The sequence below is a fragment of the Paenibacillus antibioticophila genome, assembly GCF_000455265.1.
Lineage (GTDB): Bacteria > Bacillota > Bacilli > Paenibacillales > Paenibacillaceae > Fontibacillus > Fontibacillus antibioticophila.
This window is the reverse complement of the sequence record NZ_HG005139.1, coordinates 2,648,304-2,666,286: the sequence shown is the minus strand read 5'-3', so window position 1 is coordinate 2,666,286 and position 17,983 is coordinate 2,648,304. Positions and strand designations below refer to the sequence as shown.

The 17,983-nt window shown below is 45.2% G+C and carries 22 protein-coding genes; 21 read left to right on the top strand and 1 reads right to left on the bottom strand.

Features of this window, described 5'->3' with window-relative positions; all coding sequences use genetic code 11:
• Nucleotides 1–498: 498 nt before the first annotated feature.
• From TX85_RS12295 to TX85_RS12265, 8 genes are all read left to right on the top strand, one after another.
• Nucleotides 499–2,094: an extracellular solute-binding protein gene (locus tag TX85_RS12295; protein WP_044479376.1), complete on the top strand. Its 1,596-nt coding sequence runs from the start codon at nucleotides 499–501 to the stop codon at nucleotides 2,092–2,094.
• An 80-nt stretch (nucleotides 2,095–2,174) separates the two neighbouring features.
• Nucleotides 2,175–3,098: an ABC transporter permease gene (locus TX85_RS12290; protein WP_233500699.1), complete on the top strand. Its 924-nt coding sequence runs from the start codon at nucleotides 2,175–2,177 to the stop codon at nucleotides 3,096–3,098.
• Nucleotides 3,099–3,110: 12 nt separating this feature from the next.
• The gene (locus TX85_RS12285) at nucleotides 3,111–4,004 is read left to right on the top strand and encodes a carbohydrate ABC transporter permease (RefSeq protein ID WP_044479374.1); all 894 of its coding nucleotides are present in this window, start codon (nucleotides 3,111–3,113) and stop codon (nucleotides 4,002–4,004) included.
• 198 nt (nucleotides 4,005–4,202) lie between these two features.
• Complete coding sequence (locus TX85_RS27590; RefSeq protein ID WP_233500698.1) at nucleotides 4,203–4,505, top strand: hypothetical protein; 303 nt, start codon at nucleotides 4,203–4,205, stop codon at nucleotides 4,503–4,505.
• 9 nt (nucleotides 4,506–4,514) lie between these two features.
• Complete coding sequence (locus TX85_RS27585) at nucleotides 4,515–4,952, top strand: sugar phosphate isomerase/epimerase family protein (RefSeq protein ID WP_324607080.1); 438 nt, start codon at nucleotides 4,515–4,517, stop codon at nucleotides 4,950–4,952.
• Complete coding sequence (locus TX85_RS12275; protein ID WP_044479373.1) at nucleotides 4,949–5,668, top strand: ThuA domain-containing protein; 720 nt, start codon at nucleotides 4,949–4,951, stop codon at nucleotides 5,666–5,668. The genes TX85_RS27585 and TX85_RS12275 overlap by 4 nt, the downstream gene beginning before the upstream one ends.
• A gap of 13 nt (nucleotides 5,669–5,681) precedes the next feature.
• Entirely contained in the window at nucleotides 5,682–6,650 is a 969-nt protein-coding gene (locus tag TX85_RS12270; RefSeq protein WP_044479372.1) for a sugar phosphate isomerase/epimerase family protein, read from the top strand.
• Nucleotides 6,651–6,785: 135 nt separating this feature from the next.
• On the top strand, nucleotides 6,786–7,151 hold the full coding sequence (locus TX85_RS12265; RefSeq protein ID WP_044480035.1) for a DUF4180 domain-containing protein: 366 nt from the start codon (nucleotides 6,786–6,788) through the stop codon (nucleotides 7,149–7,151).
• A 6-nt stretch (nucleotides 7,152–7,157) separates the two neighbouring features.
• Here the strand turns inward: TX85_RS12265 and TX85_RS12260 are convergent, their stop codons facing one another.
• On the bottom strand, nucleotides 7,158–7,601 hold the full coding sequence (locus TX85_RS12260) for a hypothetical protein (protein WP_044479371.1): 444 nt from the start codon (nucleotides 7,599–7,601) through the stop codon (nucleotides 7,158–7,160).
• A 148-nt stretch (nucleotides 7,602–7,749) separates the two neighbouring features.
• Here TX85_RS12260 and TX85_RS12255 point away from each other — a divergent pair, with 148 nt between their 5' ends.
• From TX85_RS12255 to TX85_RS12195, 13 genes are all read left to right on the top strand, one after another.
• Entirely contained in the window at nucleotides 7,750–8,223 is a 474-nt protein-coding gene (locus tag TX85_RS12255) for a GNAT family N-acetyltransferase (RefSeq protein ID WP_044479370.1), read from the top strand.
• A 17-nt stretch (nucleotides 8,224–8,240) separates the two neighbouring features.
• Nucleotides 8,241–8,543: a hypothetical protein gene (locus TX85_RS12250; RefSeq protein WP_044479369.1), complete on the top strand. Its 303-nt coding sequence runs from the start codon at nucleotides 8,241–8,243 to the stop codon at nucleotides 8,541–8,543.
• A gap of 18 nt (nucleotides 8,544–8,561) precedes the next feature.
• Entirely contained in the window at nucleotides 8,562–9,191 is a 630-nt protein-coding gene (locus tag TX85_RS12245) for a hypothetical protein (RefSeq protein ID WP_044479368.1), read from the top strand.
• Between the two features lie 53 nt (nucleotides 9,192–9,244).
• A complete protein-coding gene (locus TX85_RS27040) occupies nucleotides 9,245–9,457 on the top strand; it encodes a hypothetical protein (protein ID WP_049894917.1) in 213 nt (70 codons plus the stop codon).
• Nucleotides 9,458–9,712: 255 nt separating this feature from the next.
• Nucleotides 9,713–10,381, top strand: a complete 669-nt coding sequence (locus TX85_RS12235; RefSeq protein ID WP_233500745.1) for an HAD family hydrolase — start codon at nucleotides 9,713–9,715, stop codon at nucleotides 10,379–10,381.
• Between the two features lie 31 nt (nucleotides 10,382–10,412).
• A complete protein-coding gene (locus TX85_RS12230) occupies nucleotides 10,413–11,258 on the top strand; it encodes a MurR/RpiR family transcriptional regulator (protein ID WP_044479366.1) in 846 nt (281 codons plus the stop codon).
• A 22-nt stretch (nucleotides 11,259–11,280) separates the two neighbouring features.
• Nucleotides 11,281–12,837: an ABC transporter substrate-binding protein gene (locus TX85_RS12225; RefSeq protein ID WP_044479365.1), complete on the top strand. Its 1,557-nt coding sequence runs from the start codon at nucleotides 11,281–11,283 to the stop codon at nucleotides 12,835–12,837.
• Between the two features lie 70 nt (nucleotides 12,838–12,907).
• Nucleotides 12,908–13,867 carry an ABC transporter permease gene (locus tag TX85_RS12220; RefSeq protein ID WP_044479363.1) on the top strand — a complete coding sequence of 320 codons (960 nt, stop codon included), beginning with the start codon at nucleotides 12,908–12,910 and terminating at the stop codon, nucleotides 13,865–13,867.
• Complete coding sequence (locus TX85_RS12215) at nucleotides 13,860–14,681, top strand: ABC transporter permease (protein ID WP_044479362.1); 822 nt, start codon at nucleotides 13,860–13,862, stop codon at nucleotides 14,679–14,681. The genes TX85_RS12220 and TX85_RS12215 overlap by 8 nt, the downstream gene beginning before the upstream one ends.
• Nucleotides 14,678–15,460 (top strand): ABC transporter ATP-binding protein, encoded by a 783-nt coding sequence (locus TX85_RS12210; RefSeq protein WP_049894915.1) that lies wholly within the window; start codon nucleotides 14,678–14,680, stop codon nucleotides 15,458–15,460. Before TX85_RS12215 ends, TX85_RS12210 begins: the two co-directional genes overlap by 4 nt.
• Nucleotides 15,461–15,508: 48 nt before the next feature.
• A complete protein-coding gene (locus tag TX85_RS12205; protein WP_049894914.1) occupies nucleotides 15,509–16,321 on the top strand; it encodes an ABC transporter ATP-binding protein in 813 nt (270 codons plus the stop codon).
• A complete protein-coding gene (locus tag TX85_RS12200) occupies nucleotides 16,311–17,042 on the top strand; it encodes an MBL fold metallo-hydrolase (protein ID WP_044479361.1) in 732 nt (243 codons plus the stop codon). Before TX85_RS12205 ends, TX85_RS12200 begins: the two co-directional genes overlap by 11 nt.
• Nucleotides 17,043–17,161: 119 nt before the next feature.
• Nucleotides 17,162–17,956: an MBL fold metallo-hydrolase gene (locus TX85_RS12195; RefSeq protein WP_233500696.1), complete on the top strand. Its 795-nt coding sequence runs from the start codon at nucleotides 17,162–17,164 to the stop codon at nucleotides 17,954–17,956.
• Nucleotides 17,957–17,983: the final 27 nt, after the last annotated feature.

Here is a 17,983-nt window from a genome sequence, read left to right as displayed (position 1 = left end):
CTTAGGCAAATAACAGGCGATATAAGTTGAACTATGAAAGCTACGTAGAAAGGGCATAAGTGTGAAGTGTGCTGAAGAAGCGTAAGCGTTCGCCTTTGTGAGTGGATTTCTACCTTGCAATATCTTAGTTCAATTAAAGAAATCCGCGAACAACAGCGATCGTAAGCACACTTCACACGTTGCCCCCAGAACGTAAAATTTAGTAGTTCAACTTATAGAGCATTAATAACAATTACGTTGAATATACGATAGATCCCGTGTTTCGGCAATAGAAAAGAACATAGCGGATAAAGAGAAGTAGTCCTTTTTACTCAATATTATTGGGGCGAGATAGAGTTTTTAATCAATGACTAGCCTGGGCAATGAAGATGTTTCCGGAAACAAGCGCTTACATGTTTTAAGATTTTAGAATGTAAACGCTTGACAAAATAATATGATATGCCTCAAAATAGGCTTTGTTCAGTGATTTGATATATCAAATTATAAGGGGGCATCCAAATGTTTCGTTCAAGAAAAGGGAAGGTTGTATTACTTGGTACGTTAATGATGGCATTACTTGTTACTGCCTGCGGCGGCAATTCAGGAGGTTCAACAGAGAATGATAAGTCATCGGAATCCGGAAATACCGCTTCATCCATTTCACTTCTGAGACCAAGCTGGAACAATTTGAGACCGGCATCTAAGGATCTATGGATGTGGCAGGAATACGAGAAAATGTCCGGCGTTCAGGTAGAGTGGGAAGAACTGAGTGATATCGGCGAAAAGAAAAATGTGATTTTGACGAGAAAACAGCTGCCGGATGCCTTCTATCAAGTGGATTGGAGCAACGGAGAGCTGTTGAAATACGGCCAGCAAGGCCTTTTTATCCCGCTGGAGGACTTGATCAAGGAGCATGCACCTAATTTGCAGAAGCTTCTGGATGAGAATGAGGATATCCGTAAAGGATTGACCAGCGCCGATGGACACATTTATGCCACCCCTTACCTTGATCCCTATCCGGAAGGCAACCGGACGATCCGCTTATATATTAACAAGAAGTGGCTCGACAACCTGGGTATGGAGGTTCCAAAGACAACGGCCGAGCTTGAAGAAGCATTGAATGCGTTTGTAACTCAAGATCCTAACGGCAACGGCGTTAACGACGAACAGGGCTGGTATATGCCTAGCGGCTCGCTTGGCTGGACCTTTGAGCAGATGATGATGGGCTCCTTCGGCATCGGGAATGGCGGACGGAAAGCTCTGGGGAACTTTATCTATGTCGATGACAAGGATGAGATCCAGCTTACGATTACCTCTGATGGATATAAAGAAGTTCTGAAATATGAAAACCGGATGTATGAGAGCGGGGCGATCAACAAGCAGGCCTTCAGCGGCGTGGATTATGACAAATGGACAGCAGATGCCGCCAAGGATACAGTGGGTGCTTGGAACTGGGCAGCTCCGGATTACATTGGCGAGAGCGTGAAGAATGATTTTGTTCCGATTAACGTGCTTGCAGGACCGGACGGAGCTACTGCTTCACTGACGGATTCCCAGGTTGCGGGAGCATCCAGTCTTGTTATCACGAAGGACGCGAAAGACCCGGGAGCGATCCCGAAATGGGTGGACTATTTCTACAGTGAAGAGGGCAGTGTATTCGGCTACCTGGGCAAGGAAGGCGTTACCTATAATATGGAAGACGGCAGCATGGTCTATATCGATGAAATCTTGAACTACAAGGACGGCATCGGGCTTGGCGCGTTCCAATATGTTGACAACGTATATGGCGGGTACTTCCCGTACATTGAATTATCACCGGAAATCAGAGCGGCTGCCGGCCGGCAGGAAGCACCGGTATACACCGATCTGACGGAAGAAACCTTGCCAAGCGTAACTCTGCCGGATTTGCCGGCAACGCAGGAGGAAGCTAATGAATCCTCCTCGATTATGGCCGATCTTGGCAACTATGTGGGTCAAATGCGGGTGGAGTTCGTAACGGGCACAAAGGATATTGATCAAGAGTGGGACAACTATATCGCCCAATTGAAGAAGATGGGTTCGGATAAATATTTGCAAATCAAGCAAGAGCAATACAAGCGTTATAAAGAAAGCTAAGAGCACATCAAGAAGCGATGGGGAGATTCTCGGGAATCTCCCCCAAGTTTTAAAGAAAGGGGTAAACTATGGAATCTTCAGTGCGAAAGAAACTTCCTCCTGGCGCAAAAGGCAAATCGTTTCTGAAGCAAAAATGGCTGTACATCATGATGCTGCTGCCTTTGACCTCGTTAATCATATGGAATTACATCCCTATGTACGGAATTATTATTTCCTTCAAGGATTATTCCCCGGCATTTGGTATCCTGCACAGCCCCTGGGTGGGGTTTGATCATTTTGAGCGGTTTTTTAATGCCTTCTATTTTAAGGATGTCATCATCAACACGTTGAGAATCAGTCTGTACAGTCTGGTGGTTGGCGTTCCCCTTCCTATTATTCTGGCGCTTATGTTTAACGAGATCCGCAATAAAAAATACAAATCGATCGTCCAGACGATTTCCTATATCCCTAACTTTATTTCCGTAATCATCATCGTCGGCATGGTGATGTTTTTTACCTCCCCGGTAGACGGGGTCATTAATGCCGTGATCCAGTATTTTGGCGGCGAGCCCATTGATTTTATCGGAAATCCGAAGCTGTTCCCTCATGTATTTGTCTGGTCGGGCATCTGGCAATCGGTTGGCTGGGGGACGTTGATATACACCGCAGCGATGTCGGGTATTCCGCAGGATCAGTATGAGGCGGCTTATATAGAAGGTGCCTCCCGCTTGAAGTGCATCTGGTACATTACCATCCCGGCGATTATGCCGACGATTGTCATCTGTACGATTCTTGCTACGGGTTCTGTCATGTCTGTAGGGTTTGAAAAGGTGCTGTTGATGCAAAATGATGCCAACCTGGCTACTTCCGAGGTATTGTCTACCTACATGTACAAGGCCGGTATTTTGAATGCGGAATATAGCTTCTCGGCCGCTGTGGGATTTTTTAACAACCTGATCAATTTCATCGTGCTGTACCTGGTCAATAAATTTGCCCAGAAATTCAGTGAGACCAGTCTGTGGTAAGGAGGGGCAACCGTGGATTATCAGTTATCAAGAGGAGATAAGGTTTTTAATTGGTTCAACCTGGTCCTTGTCGGCATTTTAACGTTGATTATTCTTTATCCATTGCTATTCGTTGTATTTGCGTCACTAAGCGATCCCAGACAAATTTTCGATCATGTACTGCTGCTCTGGCCAAGAGGCTTTACGCTGGATGGGTACAAGCGGGTATTCGGAAACAGCGATATCTGGATGGGATTTAAAAATGCAATCATCTATACCGGGCTGGGGACGGCCGTTAACGTGGTCATGACTACCCTTGCCGCCTACCCGTTGTCGCGGAGGGATTTCAGAGGACGGAACGTCATTACGATGCTGTTCACCTTCACGATGTTCTTCTCCGGCGGCCTGATTCCGACATACCTCGTCAACCAAGCACTTGGTATTGTCAATACGATGTGGGTCATGATTATTCCCGGAGCAATCAGCGTATACAATATGATTATTATGCGTACTTATTTCCAGCAAAATATTCCGCTTGAGCTGGAGGAGAGCGCCTTTATTGACGGAGCGACTGATATGCAGCTGCTTCTTAAAATCGTTCTCCCGCTGTCCACGCCTATTATCGCAGTGATGATGATGTTCTATGGCGTAGGCAGATGGAATGGATATTTTGATGCGATGATTTACCTTTCCGATCGGAACCTGTTCCCATTGCAGTTGATTTTGCGGGAAATTCTTGTGCAGAACCAGATGGGGGATTCGGTGAACCAGGCGATTATGACCGCCAATCAAAGCGAGGTCAACTCGCTGAAGCAGTCGATTAAATATGCGGTTGTCGTCGTGTCCAGTGTTCCGGTGCTGATCTTCTATCCGGTGGTGTCCAAGTATTTTGAGAAGGGCATTATGGTTGGGGCGATTAAAGGATAGTCTGTGCTTGAATTGAAAATCATTTTTCCAAAAAGGAAATTTGAATATAGGCGGGAACCCCGGAGGAGGTGTAAAACAGGAGATTATGTTTACGCCTCCTTTTAGTCCAGCAAAGATGGCGCGATATTTGAGAGAAAGTTGCCCGGGTTTTAGCTATAATGAATTTAACAAATAGAGCAGCATTCAGGAGGAGAAAATATGAAGCCCCAAATCGCCCTGCAGTTATGGAGTATTAAGGATGCATGTAAAGAGAACTTTTATGCAGCGCTCAAACAGGTGAAGGAAAGCGGGTATGATGGTGTGGAATTTGCCGGCTATTATGGCAAAAGCGCAGCTGAAGTGAAAAGCTATCTGGACGAATTGAACTTGAAGGTTGCCGCTTCCCATCTTCCCTATGAAGCACTGCAAAAAGATCTTGAGGGAACGATAGTCTTTGAAAAGGGCATCGGGAATAAGCGCCTGGTGGTTCCGGGCGTATCCTTCCGGACCCTGGAAGAGTAGAGAAGCTTTATTGATGACATGGAGAGAATCGCGAAGAGATTGGATCAGGAAGGCATGGAACTGTATTACCACAATCATGCCCATGAATTCACGGAAATCCCGGGTCAAGACATTCTCGATTATATGGTAAATAACTCCAAGCATATCAATCTGGAAGTAGATCTGTATTGGCTGGCCTGCTCTGAACATGACGTATTGCCTTGGCTGGAAGCCCACAAAGACCGCGTTGGACTTTTTCATATGAAGGATATGCATGGTTCTTCCCGGAAGAGCACGGAGGTTGGATCCGGCATTCTGCCGATAAAGGAATATGTTCAAGTCGCGAAACAGCTGGCTTTGCCTTGGCTCATTGTGGAGCAGGAAGAGTTTCAGCTTTATCAACCTTTAGAGGCGACCGCGATCTGTTATCGGCAGCTTGAGGCGATTGTTGAGGAGGTCTATTCTTGATACAAGTCACCGTATGGAATGAATTCCGTCACGAGAAGCACAATCAAGCTGTTCAGGAGATGTACCCGGAAGGCATTCACGGGCAGTTGTTGAAGTTCTTATCCGAAGACGAGGTTATAGTGAGAACGGCAACTCTGGATGAGCCCGAGCACGGGTTAACGGAGGAAGTATTGAAGGCGACCGATGTCCTTGTCTGGTGGGGACATATGGCTCATGGCGAGGTTCAGGACGAAATTGTTGACCGCGTGCACAAGCGCATTCTTGAAGGGATGGGCCTCGTGGTCCTGCATTCGGCACACTTCTCGAAAATATTCAAGAGATTAATGGGAACGTCTTGTGACTTGAAATGGCGGGAGGATGGAGGCAATTGCCGGATATGGAATGTCAATCCGAGTCATCCTATCGTGGAAGGGATCGGCGAATTTATCGATTTGGACGTTGAAGAGATGTATGGGGAGCACTTTGACATCCCGGAGCCGGACGAGCTGATCTTTGTGAGCTGGTTCCCGGGAGGCGAAGTCTTCCGGAGCGGCTGCACGTACCGCAGAGGGAACGGGAAGGTTTTCTATTTCCAGCCGGGCCATGAAACTTATCCTAGCTATTACAATGAAAAGGTGCAGCAGGTGATTAGAAATGGCGTTCGCTGGTGCGCGCCGACTCAAAATACTTACCCAACCTATGGACACTATGAAGCACGTCAAAAGTTAAAAGTTTAAGGAGGAAAATTCAATGAAGCTGGGTGTATTTACTCCCCTATTTAACAATTTAAGCTTTGAAGAGATGATTGACGAGGTTGCGAAGAAAGGACTGCAAACGGTAGAAATCGGAACCGGCGGATATCCGGGCAACGCGCATCTGGATATTGATAAGCTGTTGGCGAGCAGCGAGGCGCGGGCAGAATACTTGGCAAAGCTGGCTGATAAAGGACTGGAAATCTCGGCGCTAAGCTGCCACAATAACCCGATCTCGCCAGTGAAGGAAGTGGCTGCCGAGGCAGATGAGTTGCTCCGCAAGACCATCAAGTTAGCCGGCTTATTGCATGTTCCGGTCGTTAACGGATTCTCCGGCATTGCCGGCGGGAATGCATCCGATACAACGGTGAACTGGCCTGTCATGCCTTGGCCGACCGAATACGATGACAGCTATACTTATCAGTGGGAGCAGAAGCTGATTCCTTATTGGAAAGGAATTAATACGGAAGCGGAAGCGGCCGGTGTAAAGATCGGTATTGAACTTCATGGCGGCTTCCTTGCCCATACGCCATATACCATGCTGAAATTGCGGGAAGCGACCGGGAAAGCGATTGGCTGTAATTTGGATCCTAGCCATTTGTGGTGGCAAGGCATTGACCCCGTTGCTGCTGTAAAAATTCTGGGCGAAGCCGGCGCTATTCACCATTTTCATGCCAAGGATACGTATCTGGATCAGGACAATATCAATATGTACGGATTAATGGATATGCAGCCTTATGGAGATGTAAAGACTCGTGCCTGGACCTTCCGCTCTGTCGGCTGCGGCCATGACTTGAAGGTATGGTCTGATATCATTTCCGCGCTGCGCGTATATGGATATGACTATGTCATCAGCATTGAGCATGAGGATCCAATTATGTCCATCGACGAAGGCTTAACTCGTGCCGTCACTAACCTGAAATCGATCATGATCCACGAACAGCCCTCCGCCATGTGGTGGGCATAAAAGGAGCATCAAACAAAACAAAATATGACCCAGCCTGAGATAGGAGCTATCTTGGGCTGGGTATTTTTTTATATAATAGATACAGCCCAATATAGGTACAATTTGGAGAACTATAAGTTTCCCGGGAGGAAGAGGATGAACATACAATTAATTAGCAAGAATGGAATTGAGATCGCATTAGTACAAAGTGATGAAGTGTTAATCACGGATGTCCAGTCAGCATTGGATTTTATTGCAACGATTAATTATCAGACAGGGACCCATCGAATCATATTGAATAAATCCGCGATCTGTGAAGAGTTTTTTGACTTGAAGACACGATTGGCGGGTGAGATCCTTCAGAAATTCATAAATTATCAGACGAAAATTGCAATTGTGGGCAGCTTCGCCAATTATCAAAGCGAAAGTTTGAAGGATTTTATATATGAGAGTAATAAGGGGAAGGATTTATTTTTCCTATCGGATGAAGAACAGGCGATTGATAAATTGAGTAACGTATAGTGACGCTTATTCTACATGATGGAAGTGCTCATAAGCAGCTTCTAAATTGGGATAGATCTCCTCATCAAAACGTGAGGCTTGCTCGTAGCTGATCTCATACCATTCATCATTGGCTCTGAGAAATTTATTGCCAAAATGTACTATGGTTCGCTCAGTACCGTCCTTGTTTTCAATTGTAAAAACAAATGCACTTCCATCGTATTCGTCCGGGTTATGGTTAGGACTCTTTAATTCCAAACCGTTCAAATAATCCGTAATAAGCTTTATCTCTGCTTCGTTCGTAACAGAAATTGGACCGGTATTATAGAACTCTGGTTGCTGTTCAATTCGAATTCCCCTTATGTTGTTGCCGTCCATGTCCAACCGTGTTCCAGATGACGAAACCAGGTAAACGACAGCAGCTGCAATGATTAAAGCAATGGGTATCATTAGTACAGCAGCTTTTTTCATAAACCTCACCTTCTTTCTCCTTTTATTTATAACGGATAACTGATTAGAATTGTTGCTGGACATGCCCGGCCAAGATAGGAGCTATCTCAGAATAGGTCTTTTCATAAAGTTTTGAACACCTACATAGGCGTATTAAGGAGCTGAGAAGATGTACCTTCATAGAAAGCTTGAGACCAGAGATATTGAAGCCATTTGCACGTTCCCTCAATCTGAAGAGGAGTTGCTTTTCATGAGTCCCAGGTTCGTATATCCTCTTACGTCTGACCAAATCATTGGTTTAGCAAAAGATAGATTTGAACCGACAGTGATAATAGACAAACAAACGAAAAAAGTGGTAGCATATGCAAATATTTATAAGGATGAAGATGGCTTCTGGCTAGGGAATGTCGTTGTGTCTCCTGGATATCGGGGGCAAGGGGCGTCACAGTATTTAATCCAAGTCATGATGGATAAAGCTAAAAATCTGCTGAAGCTTGAGCAGTTGAAATTGGTCTGTCACAATACGAACTCCAGAGGATTAGCCTTTTATTCAAAACTCGGTTTTAAGCCTTACGATGTAAAGAATGTATTTAATGGACAGACAAAATTAATAACCATACTTATGAGTAAAGAACTTCATTAATCAGGAGATGATGATTTATGAGAAAGAGCCTAAAGTACCTCATAATTTTCTTTGTTTTCATGTTTTGCATGGCACTATTATCGGGTTGCGTACCTGGTGATGGAAGGAACAGCACTGAAGATCCAGCAGGTTTTTTCTGGGGCATATGGCATGGATGGGTGGCCCCTATTTCATTGATCATAGGATTTTTCAATCGCGAAATTAGAGTATATGAAATAAATAACTCGGGTTGGTGGTACGATCTAGGTTTCTATATTGCAGTGATCAGCGGGTTTGGCGGGATCTCTTTCTTCCGGAGAAAAAATGCAAAAAGGGATTGATTCAAGAAGGAGCATCGTATGAAAAAAATTCGATGGATTATTTTTACCATGGTATTTCTGGGGTTGTTTTTTGTCCTGGAAGGATGTAGCAGTCAAGCGAATGAAGACGAGAAAATTGCCTATATATCTTCGCACGTAAATTCCGACTATGAGAAGATGTTTAAAAAAATGGGGCTAGGAATCTTATTTGATTATCATTTGAAGCTACCTTCCGCGAATCAAAGTTGGGTAACCATTTGGGTCGAGGGATATAGAAATGGAGCTGCTGAACCTGTTCGAATTACTGAAATATCTTACGGGTTAAGTCCGAATCAAGTGGAAGAAGGTCTAGTGGGATTTGGCATAATCAACCCGAACAGCGACCATCCGTTATTCCTGTTATATTCTCCAACAGCAAGTGTATCTCCGCATCCGGTTGAGGAAAAAATCTTAGACCCGAATGCAACTATTAGTACCTGGGACTATGCTATAGGTAAGGAAGCAATTGGTTTGGAGGCGGGAGAGACCAAGATATTGGCCGTTTATAGACAAGCAGAGAATTCGCTCAAAACCTACGATTACCAGGACTTGAAATCTATTAATCAAATCTTAGACGAAAGTTTGACTGTGTTGCTATTGAAAATCAAGGTTGATGAAAAATATGAATAAGCAAGTAGCGATTACGATGTTTATTCGTCAATGGAAGTGTATATAAACCTCTAATGACGATCAAAGAAACAGCAGAGTATTTGAACTTAACCGAAGCTGAGGTAAAAGCAATTATTATTAGTGAAGATACCATGTTAAGAACAACAGGCGTATACTCCGGTAAGCTTTTCCCGGTAATTCGAATTGAATCCGAAAATTATGTAAGTATTGAGGGGTTGAAGGAATGGTTACTGGATTCAACGCTACAAAGAAAGGAGTATAAGTAAACATTTCAGAATAATCGGCCCCTTTTCTATTTAAAATTGAAGAACAATAGGATCATTTTTGTAAAAAGAGACTACTGCCCCTCAGCAGAAGTCTCTTTTTTCTGCTTTAACCAAGCCAAAAAATTAACAATGACTTTACCCCAAAATGGTTTTGGTTTAATACAAGCCCTTTATAGTACTAATTGTGAAGGAAATCAACCAATGTTTACATCAAATGAAGGAAAGTCTTCACTAGGAGGGGATCATTTGCAGAGAGTGATTTGGTTCGACTTAGGTTATACGCTGGTTTACTGGAATCGGGAAGAGCTGTATCGGGAGCATCTCCAACAGCTTGGTATTGAAAAATCTATCGATGAGCTGCTGTTGGCCTATCACCTTACGGACAAGCATTTTATGAAGCATTTTCCTGGATTGCTCGGAAAAGACCGAAGCCATTGGGAGGAGCCGTATTACAGAATGATCAACCGCTGCCTGCAAATTGATGAAAATACGGAATTGCTTACTTCCAAGCAGGAACGCAAGGGACGTCCCGAATGGAGGGCGTTCGAGGCAGCACATTCAACGCTCGCACAGTTGAAGAAGGAAGGCTGTCAGATCGGCCTGATTTCCAATTGGAATTTGACAGCAAGAGAGGTGTTGGAGAATACAGGAATTATGCCTTATCTGGATTACGTCGTTATTTCGTCCGAGGTTGATATCGAGAAGCCGGACGAACGAATTTTCCGTCATGCACTTGAACTGGCTGGGGTTCAGGCAAGCCAGTGTCTCATGGTAGGCGATAATTATTACGATGATATCATCGGCTGCCGGCAAGTCGGCATGGAGGGCATTCTGATCAATCCGTACGCCAAGCAAGGAATTGAAGAAATTAATGATGTTGAAGTGATTTCCACAATTCATGATTTAACCGCCCTCGTTGTGTGAAGGTAAAACTTGATAAAGGATCTATAGTTGAATGGAAAATATCAAAGAGCTGATTCAGACAAGATACGATCAATTGAGCAGTTCTCAAAAGAAAACGGCATATTACATTCTCGAAAATTTGCAGGATGCGGCCATCTCTTCTGCTCAAAAAATTGCGGCTGCCTCTGGCGTATCGGAAGCGACCGTACACAGGCTTGCGCAAAATCTTGGCTTCGATAGCTTCATGCTGCTGAAAAAAGAGCTGCGGAACGATCTGCGGAAAATGAACCGGGCGATCAACAATCTGGAATCCATCTCCACGGTGAAGGATGATTCCTGGTTAAACAGCCACTTTTATCTGGAAGCCGAGAACATTCTGGAAACCAGTAAAGAAATTTCTGTTGAAGAGATTAAGAGTGCCGCAACACTCATTCTCGATGCGAAGGCCGTCTGGGTGGGTGGATGGCGAATGGGATTATCGGTTACGTCTTATATGTCCTTTATTTTGAACTACATGCTGGGAAACAGTTATTTGATCCCACAGGGTGAGGTTGCCGAATATTTGGCTCGATTCTCCGAAGGTGATGTCGTTTTTCTGTGCTCCTTCCCTCGCTATAACAAAGTAATTACAGAAGTCGCCGAGTTCGCTAAAGAAAGAAACCTGAAGGTCATTGCAATAACCGATTCACCGGTTTCACCCATCTGCAAATTTTCCGACGTTATCTTTATCGCCAAGTCCGCTTCCAAGAGCTTCGTCGATTCCTATACGGCCGCGGTGTCTGTGTGCAATGCAGTTGTTAATGAAGTCTCTTATCTTGGAAAAGAAAGAGTCCGAGAGCATATTGAAAAGGTTGAAGACCATTACCTCAACTTTAAAGAGCTACAGAACAAATTTTAAAAATACGGCTATGGAGGTTACGATGAAAAAACTTTTAAATGCGTTATCGGTCCTGATGATGGTTGCTATTCTTGCAGCATGCGGAAGCAACAATGGCGCGGCTTCGGCACCGGCTCCAACCAACAACACAGCTGCGGGAGGCCCGGAAGCGGAGGTTAAAGCGCCGGTAAAAACGGAATTAAAAATGGCTCTGACCGTGGATCCGGATGGACTCGATCCGCATCGCACAACTGCAGCCTCCACCTTTCAAATCACAAATAACCTTTACGACACCTTGGTCAAAGTATCCTCGGACGGTGAATTTGTTCCAGGCTTGGCCGAGGAATGGAAAGTATCCGAAGATGGATTAACGATTGCGTTCAAATTGCGGGAGGGCGTAAAATTCCACAACGGCCGTGAGATGACCGCAGAAGATGTGAAGTTCTCCTTCGAACGCTTAAAGGGCGAGGAAAGTCCGCGGGCAGGAGATTTTTCCAATATCGTTAGCATTACGGCTGTAGACAATTACAATATTGAATTTGCAACAAAAGCGCTTGATGTTGCTCTGGTCTCCCAGTTCGCCTATCCATGGACAGCGATAGTTCCGGAAGAAGCAGTAGAACAGCTGAGAAACAATCCGGTCGGTACAGGTCCGTTCAAGCTGGAGCAATGGGTTCCGCAGCAACAAATTGTTCTCACAAGAAATAACGACTATTTTACACCGGCGAAATTGGAAAAGGTCGGCTTTATCATGATGCCGGATGCAACTTCGCAAATTACGGCTCTGCAAAGCGGTGAACTGGACATTATCAACGTTAGCGGCGACGCTGTTCCCCAGTTTGAAAGCAATTCGGAGTATAGCATTATCGAGACTCAAGCCAATGCCGTGCAAGTGATGGCTATGAACCTGGACAATGAAGCTCTCTCGGATGCTCGCGTAAGACAAGCTATCAATTATGCGGTGGACAAACAAGCCCTGATCGATACCGTCTGGTGGGGCTATGGGCAGGAAATCGGATCCCATTATCCGCCCATGCTGAAGGAGTATCTGGATACAAATGATGCTATCACTTACGATCCTGAGAAAGCAAAACAACTGCTTGAAGAGGCGGGATACGCCCAAGGCTTAACTTTAGAAATGTACTTGCCTAGCTCTTATCCAAACTACGTTGCTGCAGGTCAGGTGATTGCCGACCAGTTGAAAAAGGTTGGGTTAACGATCAATATTCATACGGTAGAATGGGGCTTTTGGCTGAGCGATGTATATACAGGCCGAAAATATGATCTGACCGTTACCGGACATACCGGAAGACTGGATCCTTATGCATTGCTTGCGCGCTACCATTCCGAAAGCAAAGAAAACTATATGAACTATAAGAACGAACGGGTCGATGAAATTTTAACCCAGGTTCAGCAAGAACGCGATGAACAACAGCGTCTGAAGCTCTATCAGGAATTGCAGCAAATTCTTGCTGAAGATGTTCCGGCGCTGTACATTCAATCCCCGATCGGCTTGACTGTAACGGCAGCTAATGTCGCGGGATATCAATCTTATCCGATTGATATTTATGAAATGAAGGATGTCTATTTCACGAATTAATCGAGCTTTGTTTGATAAGCTCCTCTGCCATAGAGGAGCTTTCATACTTCTATGAAAAAAGAGGTTTGAGATGGTTAAATACACAATCAATCGGTTGGTAAGCGGTGTTGTTGTGTTATTTGTAATTTCGTTGATCACTTTCTTTGTACTCACCGTCATTCCGGGGGATGCGGCATTGTTATCGCTCGGAACGGATGCGACACCGGAACGGCTGGAGGCATTGCGGGAATCCATGGGCCTGAATCAGCCCTGGTATGAGCGATATTTCTCCTGGTTGACTCATTTCCTGGCCGGCGATTGGGGCAATTCTTTGTTCTTCGGTGAGGATGTTTTGACGCTGATCATGCAAAGGTTGATGATAACCGTTTCTTTGGCTGTTCTTTCCTTACTGCTAGCGATACCGGTTGCTGCCATCATAGGGATCTTCTCTGCTTTATATCAGGACAAGTGGATAGATCGATTAGCACGAACGGTTATGCAGCTAGGAGATGCCATTCCGCAATTTTGGCTTGCTCTAATTTTTCTTGTTTTCTTTTCCGGAAAGTTAGGTTGGTTCCCAGTCCCGGGATTCATACCTGTTGAAGAGGGCTGGTGGAGAAGTCTCCATTCCTTGCTGCTCCCCTCAATCGTGGTGGCGATCGGATTGATCGGCTATCTGATCCGGATCATCCGAAGCTCGATGCTTAGTGCTCTGGAGCAGGATTTTATGCTGATGACACGCGTTAACGGGTTATCGCCCGCACAAGCGGTCTTCAAGTACGCATTGCGAAGTGCGGTTATCGCTCCGGTTACCACGATTTTGATGCAGCTCGCGGGCTTGCTCGCCGGAACTGTGCTGGTAGAAAGTATATTCGCCCTCCCGGGAGTTGGCCGTCTATTATTGGTAGCCGTCGAGCAGCGGGATATTATTCTTTTGCAAGGAACAGTTATGTTTATTACCGGCGTAGTAGTCTGTGTGAATTTTCTGGCGGATATTTTATATCGAGTGATCAATCCAATGATCCAATTCGGCGGTGAAAGAAATGCGTAAAGGGAAAAACAATCGGCTCGTCCTGCTTGGGATTGCTTTGGTTAGCATGGTTGTGTTGCTTTGTCTGACTTCATTTATTTATCTTCCGCACGATCCTAATAATATGAATACGATAGATCGGCTGCATCGCCCCAGCGGGGAATATTTCCTGGGTACGGACCAGTTTGGCCGCGATATATTAAGCCGCATTATGATATCAACGAGGTATGCCTTACTCGTCGGCCTGGTATCTGTTGCCGTCGGCGCCAGTATCGGTGTCGTGATTGGTTCGATCGGAGGTATTGCCAAAGGCGTATTGCAAAGTGTAATTATGCGGGTTATCGATGGTTTTATGGCATTTCCGGGGATGCTTCTAGCATTGATGCTGGTTGCTGTAACCGGGAAAGGGCTGTGGAACGCGGTGCTTGCGATTGCGATTTTTATGATACCTACCTATGCCAGGTTAGCCTATTCGCTTGTTATCGATCAGAAGAACGAATTGTATATTAAGGCAGCCAAGAGCTATGGAGCAACTCCTTGGCGGATTATTGTGAAGCATATCCTGCCTTCCATGCTGCCCAAATTAATCACGCAATTTTCATCGAGCATTGGCGGAGCGATCTTGCTCGAATCCTCACTGTCATTTTTAGGACTCGGGGTACAGCCGCCGAATGCGAGCCTGGGTCTGATGCTGAGTGAATCCCGTCAATTTACATTGAGCTACCCGTATTTGGCGATTCCTTCCGGCATTGTTTTAGTCATTGCGATTTTAGGATTCAATTTGATCGGGGATGCGCTTAATGACACGACGGTGGGGAGGAGAAAATCCGTATGACCTCCAAGTTAATGGAAATCAAAGGGTTAACCATTAAGGATCAATCAGGCGCCGTCCTGGTGGACAACGTCTCCGTGGGATTGAATGACAAGGAGTTTGTCGGCATTGTCGGGGAATCAGGCTCCGGAAAGTCCTTGACCACGCAGGCCCTCCTAAATGTATTGCCGAAAAGCTTGCAGGCCGAGTACGAGCAACTGACCTTGATGGACCGGAGCGTGGAAGGGATGGATGCCGCACAGATTCGTGCCTTGGTCGGCCGCGAAATCGGATTTGTTCCACAAAACACCGTATCCTTCCTGCATCCTTTGATCAAAATCAAGCATCAAATCGGTGATGCTTATATGCATCACATGAAAAAAAGCAGGGAAGCAGCTTATGACAAGGCTTGCCGTCTGCTATCCAAAGTCGGTATCAAGGACCCGGACCGGGTGATGAATTCTTATCCTTTTCAAATTTCCGGTGGCATGAAGCAACGTGTCAATATTGCATTGGCCTTGATGACCGACCCTAAAGTAATTATTGCCGATGAACCGACCACGGCCCTGGATACCGTCATTCAGAGACAAGTCATGGATCTGTTCGATACGATGAATAGACAAGAGGGTGTCCCGATTTTGTTCATATCGCATGATTTGAATATCATTCGAAGGTACTGCAGCCGCGTTTACGTCATGTATAAAGGCAAGCTTGTTGAGTCCGGCAGCACCGAGCTAGTCTTTTCACAGCCCGAGCATCCTTACACAAGGCAATTGTTGGACTCTACCATGACAATCAAATAGGCTTATAGCCTCGATAGGGAAAAATGCTTCCGTAAGGAGGATTATGATATGGACATGATTATTGAAGCGAAGGATATTGTGAAGACCTTCAAATTAAAGAAGCAAAGCATCCTTGATAAACAAGCTTTTTTCACCGCGGTGGATCGTGTTTCGGTTCGGATTCCAAGGAAAAAAACAGTAGGGGTAGTCGGCGAATCGGGTTCAGGCAAATCGACGTTTGCCGAGATTGTCGGGAATTTGCAGCAGCCCACTTCCGGAGAGATTTTATATTACGGCAAGAACATTAAGGAACTGTCCAAGGCAGAATATAAGAAATACCGAAGCAATGTGCAGTTTATTTTCCAAAGCGCCAAGGAGTCTTTAAATCCGTTCTTTTCGGTTAAAGAAGTGCTAATGGAGCCTTTGAAAATTGCAAGCGATAGCTTCGATATGAACGCAGCTCTCCATCAAATCAAGGAAATGCTGCATAGAGTAAAGCTGGAGGACAGCATTCTCAGCAAGCATGCAACTGAAATTAGCGGAGGACAAGCACAGCGGGTAGCCATTGCCAGGTCTTTGCTGCTGAGGCCGCAGCTAATCGTCTGCGATGAGTCCGTCTCGGCCTTGGACGTGTCGGTTCAGAAGCAGATTCTCGATTTGCTGTTGGAATTGCAAAGAGAGCTTGAGATTTCTTACTTATTTATTACTCATGATATTGGTGTTGTTAATTATATGTCTGATTCTATAATGGTAATGAAGCACGGAAAAATGGTGGAGCAAGGGACAAAAGAGGAAGTGCTCTTTGCTCCGAAGGACGAGTATACCCAAACACTGGTTTCCAGTTCATTTTTGTTCGATAAGGAGAATCATTATGCAATGTAGAGTCATCGGCATGTGGGGCGGCTTTCCGAAGCAAAATGGCCCTACATCAGGTTATTTGATTGAGCACCAAGGCTTTACGGTTATGCTGGACTGCGGAAGCGGCGTCCTCGTTAAAGCACAGGATTATATTGATTTGAACAAGATTGATCATGTGGTGCTGTCTCACTATCATTATGATCATAATGCCGATATTGGGGCTTATTTGTATTCAAGGTTAGTGAACACTCAGATCGGGCGAGCGGATACAGTGTTAAATATTTATGGGCCGGAAAGCGAGAGCTTCCGCAAAGAGGTGGAGGGGATGTTGGGTTCCCGTTTTAAAAGCTTCGACGAAACTACCTCGCTGACCTTAGGGCCTTTCCTGTTTGAGTTCAAGAAAAATGCACATACCGTTGAGGCCTACGCTATGAAGATCACCTGTGAAGATAAAGTGATGGTCTATACCTCGGATACCCTATTTACGGATGATTTAATTTCGTTTGCGCAAGGGGCGGATTTGTTGATAACCGAATGTAGCTTGTATCATGGAACGGACGGATCGCGCATGGGCCATATGACATCCAGGGAAGCCGGAATATTAGCACACCATTCCCAGGCCAAAAAGGTTCTGCTCACGCACCTGCCTCATTACGGAAATTTGCAGGATTTATTGGAGGATGCCAAACAACAAGGAAACCGGAATGTTCATTTGGCGGAGCCGGGCATGTTGATTGAACTGTGAGGAAGCTCTCCCGGAAAGATAGGCACGATCACTGCCTGGATGTATAATCATAAGATAACAGCGATGACCCGGCCCTAAGATAAGATAATCTAAGGCCGGGTTATTTTGCAAAAAAAGGGGTGGGAGAAGCTTTGGAACCATGTAACCATTGGTTTACCGTTGAACAAATAGATTCTAGGACATATGCCATTAGTGAGTATGGGCATTGGGAGAAGGTCCATTCCTATCTTGTTATTGGAGACAGCCACGCTGCTCTAATTGACACGGGGATCGGAATTGGAAATATCAAAAAGATAGTAGATCAATTAACCTCACTTCCAATCAAGGTCATAACCACGCATGTCCACTGGGATCATATCGGGAACCACGGGCTTTTTGACGAAATCTATGTTCATGAATTGGAGAAAGAGTGGCTGAGGAATGGGATACCGGGATTGCCGATAGAAGTTATTCGTAGAGATGTAATCCGGGATATTACGCTACCGCTTCCTGAAGATTTTTGTATAGAGAACTACGAGCCGTTTAAAGGGGAGCCTGCGGGGGTGGTAAGAGATTATGACACCATCGACCTGGGAAAAAGAGTGCTAACGCTTATCCATACGCCGGGTCATTCCCCGGGACACCTTTGTATTTATGAAGCGGAACGAGGGTATTTATTTACCGGCGATTTGATTTATAAAGGCACCTTGTTTGCTTTTTATCCGACGACAGATCCGCTGCAATTCGTTAACTCGGTTGAGAAGATAAGCCGGTTAGATAATATCTCGAAGGTACTGCCAGGTCATCACGATTTAGATTTGAACTCAGATTTTATTAAGGAAGTCCATGAAGCCTGTCAGGATCTGCTTCAGCGTGATCTAGCCAAGCATGGCTCTGGAATACACCGATATCAGCACTTCAATATTCACTTTTAATAAGGAGGCGAGAAAAAATCATGTCTA

What these genes read in the sequence shown, in the direction of transcription:
- TX85_RS12210 (WP_049894915.1), top strand. Translation starts at nt 14,678, where the DNA reads ATGACCTCCAAGTTAATGGAAATCAAAGGGTTAACCATTAAGGATCAA.
- TX85_RS12270 (WP_044479372.1), top strand. Translation starts at nt 5,682, where the DNA reads ATGAAGCTGGGTGTATTTACTCCCCTATTTAACAATTTAAGCTTTGAA.
- TX85_RS12220 (WP_044479363.1), top strand. Translation starts at nt 12,908, where the DNA reads ATGGTTAAATACACAATCAATCGGTTGGTAAGCGGTGTTGTTGTGTTA.
- TX85_RS12265 (WP_044480035.1), top strand. Translation starts at nt 6,786, where the DNA reads ATGAACATACAATTAATTAGCAAGAATGGAATTGAGATCGCATTAGTA.
- TX85_RS12200 (WP_044479361.1), top strand. Translation starts at nt 16,311, where the DNA reads ATGCAATGTAGAGTCATCGGCATGTGGGGCGGCTTTCCGAAGCAAAAT.
- TX85_RS27590 (WP_233500698.1), top strand. Translation starts at nt 4,203, where the DNA reads ATGAAGCCCCAAATCGCCCTGCAGTTATGGAGTATTAAGGATGCATGT.
- TX85_RS12255 (WP_044479370.1), top strand. Translation starts at nt 7,750, where the DNA reads ATGTACCTTCATAGAAAGCTTGAGACCAGAGATATTGAAGCCATTTGC.
- TX85_RS27040 (WP_049894917.1), top strand. Translation starts at nt 9,245, where the DNA reads ATGACGATCAAAGAAACAGCAGAGTATTTGAACTTAACCGAAGCTGAG.
- TX85_RS12215 (WP_044479362.1), top strand. Translation starts at nt 13,860, where the DNA reads ATGCGTAAAGGGAAAAACAATCGGCTCGTCCTGCTTGGGATTGCTTTG.
- TX85_RS12250 (WP_044479369.1), top strand. Translation starts at nt 8,241, where the DNA reads ATGAGAAAGAGCCTAAAGTACCTCATAATTTTCTTTGTTTTCATGTTT.
- TX85_RS12245 (WP_044479368.1), top strand. Translation starts at nt 8,562, where the DNA reads ATGAAAAAAATTCGATGGATTATTTTTACCATGGTATTTCTGGGGTTG.
- TX85_RS12295 (WP_044479376.1), top strand. Translation starts at nt 499, where the DNA reads ATGTTTCGTTCAAGAAAAGGGAAGGTTGTATTACTTGGTACGTTAATG.
- TX85_RS12230 (WP_044479366.1), top strand. Translation starts at nt 10,413, where the DNA reads ATGGAAAATATCAAAGAGCTGATTCAGACAAGATACGATCAATTGAGC.
- TX85_RS12205 (WP_049894914.1), top strand. Translation starts at nt 15,509, where the DNA reads ATGGACATGATTATTGAAGCGAAGGATATTGTGAAGACCTTCAAATTA.
- TX85_RS12260 (WP_044479371.1), bottom strand. Translation starts at nt 7,601, where the DNA reads ATGAAAAAAGCTGCTGTACTAATGATACCCATTGCTTTAATCATTGCA.
- TX85_RS12225 (WP_044479365.1), top strand. Translation starts at nt 11,281, where the DNA reads ATGAAAAAACTTTTAAATGCGTTATCGGTCCTGATGATGGTTGCTATT.